Raw genomic sequence first — 14,562 nt, 5'->3', positions numbered from 1 at the left:
TTATGTACCCTTTTGAAAAAGGACAGATTATAATAATTTTGTAAACGATTGTCATTATTCTTGAGGGGGACCCTACTTATTATGAAACAACCGAAATATGCAGCACTTTTCCTAGCTACCACACTCGCATTCGGAGGTATCGCGCCTTCGACAATCGTCAACGCAGAGACGACGGAAGACGTGACTGCTCCTGACGCACCTGTATTATCGGCACCACTCCACACGTCGACAACACTCACGATCACTGGTGAAGTGGCTGCGAAAGCGGAGATCTTGATCAACGGCAAGACATACGTCCGTACAATCCTCGAAGGTGGCGAGGCCGTCTTCAAGATGTCACCACAGTCGGTCGGCAAGGTCATCGACGTCCGTCTCGTCGACGCGAGCGGCAACGTGAGTGACACGACACGTGCCATCGTCGCCGAAGACCCGAACGCACGTCCAGACGCACCAGTTATCAAACCGTTGACGGAGACGTCACGTGAAGTGCGCGTCGTCGGGGAGCCGGGACAATATGTCGAGCTCTCGATCGGCAGCAGCACGTATAAAGGGAAGTTCGATGCGAACGGGCTCTACCGTCGTGGCATCGCACCGCAACCGGCCCACTCATGGCTCTCGGCGAAGACGATCTCGACGAAAGGCGCGACGAGCGACGTCTCGAAACGTAGCGTCTACACAGACCGCGTCGCACCGAGAACAGCGACATTGACACAGTCCGTGACGGCAGCATCATACGGTGTCTTCGGAAAAGCCGAACCGTATGCGACGGCCATCGTCAAGATTGGCACAAAGTCATACACGGCACCGGTCATGTCGACTGGGAAGTTCATCGTGAAGATCCCACGTCAAGCGATGGGGCAGAAGATGTCACTCGTCATCCGTGACGGCGCTGGCAACGTCAGCCAATCGAAGACAATCACAGTACAGCACGCGCTCTACAACAACTTCCACCGTGTCTACATGGAAGGCATGAAGTTGACGGTTCATAAAGAAGTCTTCTATGCAGATGCGACGACGAAGTACGCGGACACGTTCGTTCCACTCTTCTTCGGACATCCATCGAAGTCGGGCCTCGGGTTCCTCCTCAGCAGCTACACGGAGGATGGCTCGGTCGCTGGATTTGAGAAGTTGACGCTCCGTGTCGGTCGTGCGACCTATTCGCAAAACATCGACGAATATGATGTTTATTATGACGAGTTCGACGACGGCTCGGTCGAAGAGTCATACTTGTTCGAACCAGATGCGAAACTCATCAGCTTCGTCGACAAGTACGTCCGTCCGGAAAACCGGATCACGGTCATGGTCCAAGGAACGGACTACGACCTCGAGTTCAACCTATCGGGTGCGGAGAAACGCGCATTCATCCAATCCCTCCAATACGCAGGATACTAATTCTTTAGGACCGGTGGAGACACCGGTCTTTTGTATGCACGGATTCGATTCTCTTCTATATAAATGAAGTGGCGACTGCCATCTGCCACCTAGGAAGAAATATTTCCGAAATCTTTTTGTTACATTTTTGAAACATAAACCGATAAATAACGTAGAACAACGTGGAGCCAAGTGCTTCACTATTTAAGAAAAGAGGGAAAAGGTATGAAACAAGCTTTGCAACGCCTCGTTGCATTTGTATCGGTCCTTGCGCTCGTCGTGTCGCTCGTCCCAATGCGGACGATGGCAGCAGGCGCGGCCGATGTGAGCGGGGCCACATTACTTACACCAGGACAGACTGTCGAATTCACGACAGGGACAGATCCGGTGAACACGTATTGGTTCAAGATGGAGCGAGAAGCTTCAGCTATGACACATATGGAGATTGCGATGGAAGCGTCTGCCGTGACGAACATCTCGGTCTATCCGAGCGCTGAGACGGCAGCGGCCGATGAGACGTTCGATCGCTACCGGGCGAGCGCTTCTCCGGATACAGAGACGTCAGTCGCAAAAATCCAATTCCCATACGCATGGGAAGGACCATATTACATCAAAGTGGAATACATGCCACTCGAGACAATCGATGAAGAGGGCGCGGTGATTCCACCGACGGCAGCAGATGTCTCACTTGGTTATAAATCAGTGAAACTCCCAGTGAAGTATGAGGAAGGAAACGGAACGATGTGTCCGGTCGAATCGTTGCTCCCGATGCCAGAAGATGGCGGGTTGCTCGATATGATTCGTCGCCTGCAAGAAGAGATCCTTGGTGGATCGAAAGAAGGACGTCAATTGGAGGCACTTTACTACAAGTCGTCCCCGTACATCGTCCGCAAGTTGGCATTCGACAAACAGAAACGCCAAGAGGCGTTGACGGACCTTCAGACGTTACGTCCGCTCATCACGTCACTCGTCAACAAAGAAAGTCACACCATCACGAAAAATGAAGCGACTGCAATCAACCGTATGCACGCCTTGGTCAAATCAAGCGTACCGAGCGGAATCAAGTCGGATGTCAATGACTTGGCTTCATCGGTCGATATGACACGCCTCGCCGGCTCGACGGTGGAAGACGTGTTCGCACAGATTGGAATGGAGCTTCAAACGGTGGATACACCGCGTTATATCGTCAAATACAAATCACAACCATCGACATCGATCGGCAAGATGAACGCGATGACGGATGTATCGGCAGAGCGTATCTCGATCGGTCGTCCGGGAGACTATTTCGCGCTCGTTGACGTCGAGTCGGCAAGCACGAAGATGCAAGCAAAAGCGAAAGCGACGTTGAACGCCGATTCGAACGTCGAGTTCATCGAGCCAGTCCAGACGTACAAAGCGTTTGCGACAGATTCGAGCTATGAGTATCAATGGGCAATCAATGAAAAATCAGTCCTTCAACCGATGAAGTATGCGGGTGTCGGATTAGAAGGCTATGAGGCACTCCGCCTTCCAGGTCGTTCAATCAAAGTAGCCGTACTCGATACAGGTGTAGATGATCGTCTGCTCGACTTTAAAGGAAAAGTCGATGTCGCGAACGGAAAAGACTTCACGGACCCGAACGGGGATGGAAGCTCTCGCGATGAGAACGGTCACGGGACGCACGTAGCAGGTGTCATCGGGGCAGTACGAGACAACGGTGTCTCGATGCGCGGGATGGTACCGAACGTATCGATCCTCCCAGTCAAAGTGCTCGGAGCAGACGGGACGGGTGACACGGATCAAATCGCACTCGGAATCAAATATGCAGTCGATGCTGGAGCAAAAGTCATCAACATGAGTCTCGGTGGCGGCGAAAGTCGTACAATCGGTTACATGTTGAAGTATGCCTATGACCGCGGTGTCGTCGTCGTTGCGGCGACGGGGAACGAAAGTGAACCGGAAGTATCTTATCCGGCCTCTTCGAAGTATACAATCTCGGTCGGAGCGACGAACTCCCTCGGAATCGTCGCAGATTACTCGAACTTCGGATACGGCGTCGATGTCGTGGCACCAGGTTCGAAAATCGCAAGCCTTGTCCCAGATGGGAATGTCGTTTATTTGGACGGCACGAGCATGGCGACTCCACACGTCGCTGGCGTCGTGGCCCTCTTGAAATCACAACACCCGACCCTCTCGGTCGAGTCGATCCGTACGCTCTTGCAACGGACGGCTGACCCTGTCGCCTTCTCAGGCGGAGATGTGCCGGAAGTACCGGTTGACGAGGAAGACGAATGGGCATTTGAAGACATGAGTGTCGAGTTCTCGTTACCAGTGGCGTATTACGACGTGTTAGGCGGTTACGGGAAGGTGAACCTTCACCGCGCCGAGTCGATGCTCCGTTTGAACGCGAACCGTGCGGTCGTGGCGGAAAATGCAGCAAACTTCAAAGTGAACGTGAAGTCTGGCACGGTTGTCTCCGTATATAACGGCGATCAAGTCGTCGGACGCGGGACAGCGAAGCAAGCGGTCGCATCGTTCAAGATGAAACCACAACCTGCAGGGACAGTCTTGCGCGTCGTTTACACGAACGGCAAGTATCAGTCGACGGAACGGTTGATCGTGGCGGCGGGCAAACGTCCGGCTAGTCCAGCGGTCACAACGCTCCGTGCTGGCGCGAGAGCAGTGTCTGGTAAAGCGACACCGGGTATGACGGTTGTCGTTCGCAATGCGCAGCGTCAATTGTTCGGGACGGCGATGATCCGTCCGGACGGCACGTACAGCGTCAAGACGCGGGCTCTCCGTAAAGGAGAATCGATCTACGTCCACGTGGAAGATTTGAACGGCCGTGCCGGACAAATGACACGTGCGATCGTCAAATAAGCTAGTTACAACGGGAGACGGGTATGCCGATGGGCATATCCGTCTTTTTGTATGGAGTGAATGCAACGGACGAGGTGACCTGACAAGGTTCGAATGATGGAAAAGTGGTTCTCGCAGAGAAAAGGCCGTCATGATGATGCGATTCGTCTGTAATCGGGTGGGTCGAAAGTCCTCACGGCACGGGAGAAGGTTGAAACGAGAGGCGCAGATGCCTAAAATGGAACATACCCGTTACTTTTGGATAACTTTGGTTTTGTTAAACAGGTCAATGATTTTATGGTTTGGAAATAACTAAGGTAAACATTGGACTTTGAGAATCGATATTGTAAATTAAATACTAAAGGTAATTAATGGTATAAAAATGGTTTTCAACTATTATTTCCGCTAAAAACGCATGAAATCAACAAAAATCGACGTGTTTCGACATTTCCAAAAAAGGTAAATCCAAAAATGAATTAAACTAAAATCTCCAAAATTCAAAAACGTTACCATTTTTGCGAAAAAAAACGCTTGTGTCGCTTGGAAGTGTTATGTATATTATGGATGTAAGGTTTTCCAAGAACAGTCTTGGTAAATTGTTCAAGATGATTCTTGCAAAGACTTCTACCGGGGGAGAACGCCCGGTCTAAAGAAGAGTCGGTTACATAATCATTAGTACTTTATTCATTGTTATGGATACATGACTCCGAACGAGATCGGTTGGGCGAGGACGGTAGAAAAACCTATCTACCTAAGGGAGGATTTACATCAGATGGCTAAGAAGAAACAATTCGTTACTGCAGCGGCAGCGTTCGCAGTAGCAGCATCAGCAGTAGCGCCTGCAATCACAGCAGACGCAGCATCAACAACAGTCCAACTTTCATCGGACTACGTACGCGGCGGGGACCTCGACGCGGCACTTGACAAAGAGTACAAAGGTAGCGAGATCTACTGGTACAAATCGTCAGTCGACATGAACAAACTTGGCGTGTTCCAAACTGCTAAAGGTTTTGTAAAAGGCCAAGGCATCCGCGTTGAGAAAAAACTTCGCGTCTTGAACCACGCACAAGATATCCAACCTGAAGAAATCGTCCTCGAAGAAGGCGTTCCTGCATCAGGTCTTCGTATTCAGCCAGTTCTCTTCGCAGACGGCGTGAAATACAACAAAGTTGTTACTTACAAAGGATTCTCAACTGAGAAAGCTGGAGAGTTCGAAGGAACATTCACTTACTCGAACAAAGCTTTCGGCGTTGTAACAAAAACAGTTAAATACAAAGTAGTTGCTACGAAAGTAGAACTTTCTGAAGTGAAGAGCGAAGTTATGGACGACGTTCTCTCAGTAACTGCTGACGTGAAAAACCTCAAAGACGGCGAAAAAGTTGAACTCGTTGTGTACGCTAACCGTGACATGAACGCAGCTCTTCCAGCTGTTCAAGCAGAAGTTAAAGACGGAAAACTTTCAGTTAAGTCTGGTAAACTTCCTGCAGGTAACCACTCATTCATCCTCCGTTCAGGCGAAGTGAAGACTGACGTTATGAACTTTGTTGTTGAAGCGCCAATGGTTAAAGACGTTAAGGCGATTAACGCTAAACAAATTCAAGTTGCTTTCAACAAAGAAGTTGACGCTTCAACAGTGATTGGTGCAGACGCAGCTCTTAAAAACATTTCAATCGCTAAAGTTGGCGCTGTAGCTTCTACAGGATTGACAGCAAAACTTTCTGACGATAAGAAATCACTTGTTATTACTGCAGCTAACGGTGAAACTTTCAACGGATCATACGTTGTTTCGGTTTCAGACTCAGTAAAAGCAGTTTCAGGTGCTAAGTTTGCACCAACAAGTCAAATTTTGAATGTTGAAGATAAAGTTGCTCCAACGTTCGTATCTGCATCTGCAGTTGCTAAAACAACTACAAAAGAAGTTACTCTTAAGTTTGATGAGCCAGTTGTATCTGACGGTGTAATTGCATACGTAAACGGTGCTGTTGCGGTTGTAGGAGCTGGTGCTTCTTCAAACGAGTTGAAAGTAACAACTTCACAAGAACTCAAAGCTGGTGAAGCTCTTACTATTCGCTTGACTAACGTTAAAGACTTTGCTGGAAACTACACTACTCCTAACCCACTTGAAGTAACAACTACAGTGGTAGCTGACGTTGCAGCACCTAAAGTAGTTTCTGCTGAAGTGTACGGTGAAGATGCTGTGAAAGTTACTTTTGATAAAGCACTTGATGCTACACAAGCTTCAACATTAGGATCAAAAGTTCGCTTGCTCGCTGCAAACGGAACTGCTGCAGGTACTTTTGCTAATGCTGCTTCAATCGACGGTAAAACAGCAATCTTTACACTTACTACACCTGCTTTCGACAAAGATGGTAAGCTTGCTGGAACATTCTACCTTGATAAAGGTGTGAAGGATACTTTAGGTAATGAATCAGCTGAGTTGTTTACTAAACAACTTTCATTCCAAAAAGATACAGTGGCACCACTTGTAGCTTCTATCTCTTACAAAGATAACAACATCGTTGCATCTTACACTGAAGAAGTTGCAATCACGAACGGTACTGTAGTTACTGCAATCAACAAAGCAACTGGTAGCGTTAACACAATTACACTTAACACTGCAAATGGAGGAAATACTACACTCAGCACTGACGAGAAGACAGTTACTATTTCTAACCATGGCTTAGTAGATGGAACATATGAGCTACGCTTGCCTGCTGGTATCGTAAAAGATAAGTCAGCTGCTCAAAACTCTGCTGCTTACTTCACAACTACACTCGTTATCAAGAACTCTGTAGCAACTGAAAATGATACTACTAAACCTGTAGTTACATTTACATCTGCAGTAGACGGAGTTACTCCTGTTGATTCTATGTCTACAGCTTCAGAATATAAATTCACGTTTGATCTTTCTGACAATGCAGGAATCAACTTTGACTCAGTATTAAATACTTCTAACTACACATATGCTGGAAAAGCGCTTCCTGCGAACTCGTATGTAACGACTGACGCAACTTCAGTAACTGATAAGGACGTTACAGTAACAGTTCATGTTCCTAAGAAGAGCGTTTCAACTACTGTAAACGAAGGCTTGTTCTCAGTAGTCAATATCAAGGACGCTGCTGGTAACCCACTTGCTGCAGTTGCTAATACTAAAGTCACCTTGACTGATGGCGTAGCTCCAGAACTTAAATCTGCTGTAATCTCTTCAGGAGATAAAACTACTTTAGTTGTTGAATTGACTGAAGAAGTTGTTGGACTTGATGCAGCAGGAGATCTCGTTCTTACAGTCGATGGAGCACCTGTCGTAGTATCAGGAGTAGATTTAGTTACTGCTGGTACAGATAAAGGCAAATACTACATCACTGGAACGGATATTACTGATTTCACTGCTAAGTCAACAATTACACTTGCTTTGAAAGAAGATACAACTGGAACGGTAGTTGAAGATGCAGCTGGAAATGATGCTATCTTCGGACAAGCTATCAAAATCAAATAATTCTATATAAAATTATTTGTAAGAGCCCTAGTTCACTTTATAGGGCTCTTATTTTGTTTTCAAATATAGAACACCCTCACCATCGCGGCTCAGGGTGCTTTTTTATGTCCAAAAGAGGAGAAACGATGAAACCGAATCAATCTGCAAAGCGTGTCGATATCGTCGGCATCAAACTCGTCAAAGAAGGGAGTGTCGCTATAAGGGACGGACCATCCACAGACCGGATGACGGCTATACGCTCATGAAAGAATTCTTGGAGGGCTTGATCGGGAGTATTTACTCGTCGTCAGTCTCGACACGCAGAATCAGCCTGTCTCCGTCAACGTCTGTCATATCGGGAGTCTGAACGCGAGACTTGTTCATCCGAGAGAGGAGTTGGATGTCCGCTGATCTTTATCGAGCGCGAACGCCATGATTGTCGATGATAACCATCTAAGCAGGACTGAGGAACGAAGCTGAGGGCGACCTATTCTCACAATCAGCGAGAAGAGAACTTATTAGATTAGTTATGGTTAAAGTTATGGAAGCAAGTTGCCAACGTTTGGAGGTAGACCCTAAAAACTGTATCGTACAAAACAAAAAAATCACTTTAGCGGCTTCGTCAATCTTGTGTCAAGTATTGTTCAATTTTGACGTCAAGTTCAGGTATTGTTTTGGTATATTGAATTGTAATATGGTGAGTTGCTTTCTCAGAAATGCGCTTGTTCTTGAAAGAGTGGAGTAATCTGACTAAATATAGTTTCAAGTACAATATTTTTTCGATTAAAGATAAGCTGAGCTTTATATCGAAAGAACGTTTTTTAATATAGGTAAATACGATAATTTACAATTAAAATTTAAAAGTAGCATATATATACAATTAATGAATCTGCAATAAATATCAATAACAGCTTGAGAAGAACAGGAACAATAAATATTGAAGACAAATAGTAATAGAGTTTTAGGTGAAAATGGGAACTGGGTACGAGGTGATGTTTAGTCTTCAATCAAAAATCGATTAAATCGGATAAGTTACTAGAAATACGCAGATTAGATCATAGGATAAGATTTTATAAGACTTTATATAATTCTGTGAATAGTCATATGTGAATCAAAATTTACAATAAACTGATTGGATATTGAACTAATGAACAAAAAAAGTACAGCTAGTGCAATCATTTATTATATTGTTTTCTACTTCATGATGCTTGCATATTCATATTTTCTCTTGAAAATTACACATAAGGATAATTTGAATGAAATAAATATTATTGATTTTTCAAATAAAACTGATTATGTAATTTATTTATTGGGATTTGTAATTCTTCAATACATTTTCTTTTATGTAATGAGTTTTTTTTCAAGGCTAGATGGATCTTGGTTTTTACCGCATGGAAACGCATTAACTGTTTCTGTTAAAGCCTTTCTTCAATATCATAAAGGCCTATTTGTACATATAACACTTTTTATGGTAATTGGATTTCTTAGCACAGATTTCTCATTGCCCGCAATACCTTTTTCTTGGTTTATTTCAGCTGCAGGAATCTTGATAATTACTGGATTTATTCTTTTAGATTTTAATTTTGTCTATTTTAGTACTATTATGTTTCTACTTGTACTTCTAAAAAGTTTTAATAGCAGTGACTACTCGGTAAGATTAGATTATTATGTTTATACTTTAGCAATAAGTTTATTTATTAGTGTCTTAAGTTTCTTATGGAGATATGACATTACAAAAAATTTTTATTTCATTATTTTGCTGTTATTCTCGTTCATAGTATCAAGTGCATTTATTGACTTCCGACAAGATGAACGAGCATTAATAATTATTATAGGGATTATTATTTATGTATTATCTTCACTATACTTTTTCATAAAAGATGCTATTAAAAAAGAAGACTCCAAATTATGGGATTACATTAAAAATCTTTTGTTTATAGAGTATAGAATAGCGGAGCAATCAAAAAGAAATTCTGAAAATATTACTTTAATCAATATGCTCTTTAATAATGATGTAAGTAAAATTAACGGTCTATTGAAAGAATTTTCAAGAAATGCACATGTGGTATTTGTCCGACCAAATATGAAGAGAAATTCAATCAAAGAATCATACTATCTAGATTTAAAAGATAGTCGTGATTTTAGAATTTTTGTTTCTAATTCTTTTAAAAAAATAAAAGGTGGTCAACACCTCTCTGAACTGATTCATTTAATAAAAGTCTTCACTAATAACCAAAGAAGTTACTCGGAAAGTTTAATGAATACAAGAACTACAAATATAAAGTTAAGAAATCAAAACAATCTTATCATTGGAATATTTATTTTTATTGTTGCCAATATAATAATAAAACTCGTTTTGACAGATACTTTAGAATTATTTATAGTGCATTTTTTAGTATGGGCCATTTTTTTACGCATGTTCTTGAGAACTTTTGAAATCGGAAAAGCTTTTTACAGAGATTTAACGGAACAAGGATATAACAATAGTTTTCTAAATGGTACAGATCGTATTTGGTTAGCAATAAAAAGCGTAATTGAGATTTCAATTCTTGCTTCTGCGATATACATGCTAAACCACTTGATTATTTATACAAATGTAGAATTTAAGATGTGTACCGGTATCCTATCATCGTCGTTTTGGAAGAACATCGAATATGCCTTTTCAGTTGCTATTTTTAACGTGTCTTTTCCTGAAGCATTAATTCCACATTCGAATAAAAACTTTCTTTGGTTGTCTACTCATTTAATTCAAGTGGTTTCAAGCTTGATATTAATAACTATAAGTATTACTGGATATATGGGACGTGAGAAAAATCTAACTTATTTTGAATTTGACCTTTCAAAAGACGGAACATTTAAGATATTTAAAATGGTTCGGGAGTCTCCCGGAAAAACAAAATTGATTCTTTGTCATAAATTCAGTACAAACACAAAAACAGATGGAACATTGAAGACAAATCAGTTTGATGTAGAGATTTTAATTACAATACTAAATAACATGTTTGCAAATAATGAGATTTCCGAAAAAGACTATGATCACATTATGAGAATATTAGAGGTGGGGAACTCTTATTTTTCACCAAAAAAATAATGAATAATATAAATAAGTACAACATTCAAAATGAATATAAAAGTCTACAGGGCTTTCCTCTTGTAAAATGAAGTTCCTCCCAAAACATACAGTCAGACGAAAACCCAGCTACGAATTGGGAGGTGCATAGAGGTTCTATGAAAAGGTGATTGTAAATTTCGACGTCAAGTCCGCAGCGAGTAAGCTCGAACAGAAGAGACTCTTTTAAGCACAGAGTTTGTACGACTGAAGGTTTACTGTCTGCCTTATACGAAAGAACGACACAAATTTATGGCATCACACGCCTGTATATGATTTCAATGTAAAGCGAAATGGCTCGAATCCTATCAAATTAAGGATTCGAGCCATTTCGTCTTTTTAAGCTATACATCTTGTATAGCTGACAGTAGAGAATTTATTTTTTATGCAGTTTGTTTTCGCTGTTGCTGTTCTTGTCGTCGACGGATGATTGAACGTCCAAGCTGAATTCCTGGTCGCTCGATGATCCGGTATGTGACAGACGCAATCACGCCAGAGACGACGAGCGTCACGAGGAACGTCAACGTCCATACCGTCGTCACGTTATATTGCTGGGTCCACGTCTCGTTGAAGAGGTGATTGACCCAGTCGAGGACGAAAAAGTGGACGAGGTACAGGCTGAAGCTGATATGCCCGATGTACTGCATCACCGGATGCTTGAGGATGCGTCCCCGAATACCAGATAAGCCGAGAGCCAACAGACAAAAGGCGAGACCGAACAGCGCATGTTTCGGAAATGCGCTATAGACATCATACGGAGTAATCCCGAGTACGATCAGTAACGCAATTGAGCCGAACGTCATCGCATAGTGCGTTCGCACGGACCACGATTGGTCGCGCCACACGAGATACAACGTGACCCCCATCAAGAAGATCGGCAGCTGGTTCGGGAACCAATAAAAGGCGAAACTCTTCACGTCCATGAATGGCTGACTCTGTTCGGTCAGGAGGTGCAGGACGATGCTGAGTACGAGCGTCGACGTTGTCCACAAGATCCCTTGACGCGCTGTCTTGATCCATTTGAACAGGAACGGCACACATGCATAAAATAAAAATTCGTTCGAGATGGACCAACCGCCCGGCACGAGACTGAATAACCACTCGGGATGCAGGACGTTCGTGAACGTCAACGTCGAGACCAAGAGGGAAAGTGTCACGTCTGGATAGGCCGTCGAAACCCCGATGAATTGATTGATTAGATCAAAACTCAAGTAGAAGAGCAGTGCGGCGTAAAACATCGGTGCGATCCGGAAGAAGCGCTTCGTGTAGAAGTCCTGAAGCGGAATCTGGCGCGATACCGTATAGCGCTCCAATGAATAGAATAACGTGAAGGCGCTGACGATAAAAAAGAGTTGGACGCCGCGCGACCCTTGTATCCCGATATGGTATAACCAATCGGGCAATTGTTGAAGGGACCGTGTCGAGTGCGTCAACACGACCCCGAGGATGGCGTAACCGCGAAGGGCATCTAAAAAACTGAGTTTCTGCAACTGATGTAATCTCCTCTATACATTCCTATTTTTCTTTTCGTCAAACAATCTATCACGCTGTTGACGGTGTGTCTATTTGATTCAGACACTTGTGTTGAAACTGTAAAATATAGTTCTCGTTAAATTGGCACGCGAATTTGTCTCGTCTCTTTATTCGAGAGCGTATAAGTCACGATGTAGCTCGAACCGGACACTTTCACACTGGCCGACCGAATCGTCGTCTTCGACTGGTCGAGTCGGATGAGCGTGAGGTAGCGCACGTCTTTCCCGGTATTATATGAGATGACTTGTGGACGCGGCTTCCATTCGTAATCCTCGACGGCGACGAAGCTCGTGCTGTTGCGCATCGATGAATTTTTAAGATTCAGCTGCATGAGCTGAATCGTTCGTCCGTTCGTATCACCGTAGACGACGTTCTGGGTCGCCATCGAACTTTGAAGGAGTTTCAGACCTTCGGCGAGATGGAACCGCTGCACGAACTTCGTGGTTGCGGGTGAACTGATTCGGTCGTAGACGATGAGTGTCTGTTCTCTGTCGTAGACGAGCGTCCGTCGATGCGTCGCCCCGTTCCCGATGAGCTGGCTCTCCCCAATCGTAAGAAGGGTCGAACCGAGATTTTGTACGGTCTTGATGTTGCTCTTCCCACGCATCGTGGAGCGGAGGTCGAGATTCGCCCCGTCACGGTGGACGGTATTATGGGCATCGACACCGAAGACGCGCTGACGTTCGGGGCGATTCGTATAGCCGTAGCGACCCGTCTCGATGATGAAGTCGCGGCCGAGGCCATACAGGTCGATGCTCAAGTCATCGGCATGCTTGTGGGCACTGCTGTGATAGCCGGCTGTCATCATCACCTGGGTCGCCTGATTGAACGCGCGAGGTGGAGATGCCCAGTATTCGCGCATGAAGCTGTATTGGTTGCTGATCCGTTTCGCCGTGACCGGTGGGCGTGTCCCTTCCTTCCCTTGGGTGAGGGCGAAGACGAGCTCGGGGAAATCCTCGATATGCGGAATGATCGAGGTGTTCCGTCTGACACCGGACGTGTCTCCAAAGATCGGGAGTGTCCCGTTCGGTTTGATCATATACGTCAGTTGCTTCGGCATCTGTTCGACCCGTGCCATGCTCGAAGGGAGTGAGAAACGGTTCGCTTCTGCCCAGATGAGGAAGCGGTCGAGCACATGATACATATAGGATTGATAGCCGGGTGAATGCTCGAGATGGACGGCGTCCGACGTGATGCTGTGGCGGATCTGTTTGTCGAGGCGGCTATCTGCGAGCGTCTTCCACGTTCTGCTCCGGTCGAACTGTGGGAACGTTTGCGCGATGGCGGTAAGCGCCATGTCTTGGAATATCCCATGATTGTGATCATTTTTATAGAAGCTAGACGTCGCGAGTAACGTGCCATGGTCGTGGAGCGTCCGTAACATCAGTCCCGTGAAGGCCGTATCTTTATAGAGCGAAGAAGATTTATAGGCATCCCAAAAATTCAAGAGATGGAACGTCCGGATCGACGTGCCGTGGTCGTTATACGGCCAACGGTACTGTTTGTAGTTCGCAATCGGATGGGCTTTCGTCCAACTTTTAACGACCCGTACCCCGTACTTCAAATAAGCAGTATTGCCGGTCTCGTTATACGCCTGGGTCAATTGATTGAGCACCGTCAAATAATGAATTTGGAACGGATAGGAATTGCTCGACGAGCTCGGGATGTCCCGGTGCCAGTTAAACGTATCGACGTTCGGGACGGACAATTGATATGGTTTGGACGGGATCGACCAATCCCCACGAATCGCACGGTTGGCGTAGTCGACGGCGCGCGCAGGTGTCAATTTTTCATATTCATATGGTGCGTGAAGCGGCATCTGTTTCATATACTCATGCGCGAGTCGTGCCGTTCCACTCGACTTCAAATTCGAAGCGGTGAGTGGGTCACCGAGTAAGAGCTTGGCCTGACTTTTCTTTATGTAGATCTTTTTCGTATGACTCAGTGCGATGTAGTACCAGCCGGACGTACTGACGGCTGTGTAGCGTTTCGTTGTCGAATACGCTGCCACTTTCGTCAATCGACCGTTCTTCATTTCATAGACGGTCGCATTCGGGATGGAGCGGATATCGAAAGGGTTCGTCGCAGCCTGTACGGAGTCTGTCGGGGTCATGCCCCAAGCCCCTACTAAGACGAGGACGAGTAATATTCGTTTCATGCATACACCTCAATAAATTTGGATTTACTTCTTTTTCAAAGTATACCATGAGGTGCGTTTATTCCCTTAATTTTCTAT

The 14,562-nt window shown here is 44.9% G+C and carries 7 protein-coding genes; 5 read left to right on the top strand and 2 right to left on the bottom strand.

The window, feature by feature from the left end; all coding sequences use genetic code 11:
* Positions 1-81 precede the first annotated feature (81 nt).
* The 5 genes from OKS35_RS08360 to OKS35_RS08345 all read left to right on the top strand — a co-directional run bounded on the left by OKS35_RS08360 (position 82) and on the right by OKS35_RS08345 (position 10,775).
* Positions 82-1,392, top strand: coding sequence for an Ig-like domain-containing protein (locus OKS35_RS08360; RefSeq protein WP_264092851.1), 1,311 nt, complete (start codon positions 82-84; stop codon positions 1,390-1,392).
* Between the two features lie 204 nt (positions 1,393-1,596).
* Positions 1,597-4,230: a S8 family peptidase gene (locus OKS35_RS08355; RefSeq protein ID WP_264092849.1), complete on the top strand. Its 2,634-nt coding sequence runs from the start codon at positions 1,597-1,599 to the stop codon at positions 4,228-4,230.
* A 751-nt stretch (positions 4,231-4,981) separates the two neighbouring features.
* Complete coding sequence (locus OKS35_RS08350; RefSeq protein WP_264092848.1) at positions 4,982-7,705, top strand: hypothetical protein; 2,724 nt, start codon at positions 4,982-4,984, stop codon at positions 7,703-7,705.
* Between the two features lie 249 nt (positions 7,706-7,954).
* Complete coding sequence (locus tag OKS35_RS15405; protein ID WP_413815720.1) at positions 7,955-8,095, top strand: JAB domain-containing protein; 141 nt, start codon at positions 7,955-7,957, stop codon at positions 8,093-8,095.
* 736 nt (positions 8,096-8,831) lie between these two features.
* Entirely contained in the window at positions 8,832-10,775 is a 1,944-nt protein-coding gene (locus OKS35_RS08345; protein WP_264092847.1) for a hypothetical protein, read from the top strand.
* A gap of 401 nt (positions 10,776-11,176) precedes the next feature.
* On the opposite strand, the gene OKS35_RS08340 is transcribed toward OKS35_RS08345, so the two are convergent.
* Both OKS35_RS08340 and OKS35_RS08335 read right to left on the bottom strand, forming a co-directional pair.
* Entirely contained in the window at positions 11,177-12,283 is a 1,107-nt protein-coding gene (locus OKS35_RS08340) for an acyltransferase family protein (RefSeq protein ID WP_264092846.1), read from the bottom strand.
* 119 nt (positions 12,284-12,402) lie between these two features.
* The gene (locus tag OKS35_RS08335; protein ID WP_214815805.1) at positions 12,403-14,484 is read right to left on the bottom strand and encodes a heparinase II/III family protein; all 2,082 of its coding nucleotides are present in this window, start codon (positions 14,482-14,484) and stop codon (positions 12,403-12,405) included.
* Positions 14,485-14,562 lie beyond the last annotated feature (78 nt).

It is taken from the genome of Exiguobacterium sp. N5 (genome assembly GCF_025842465.1).
GTDB lineage: Bacteria > Bacillota > Bacilli > Exiguobacteriales > Exiguobacteriaceae > Exiguobacterium > Exiguobacterium profundum.
This window is presented reverse-complemented; position numbering and strand designations above follow the sequence as displayed.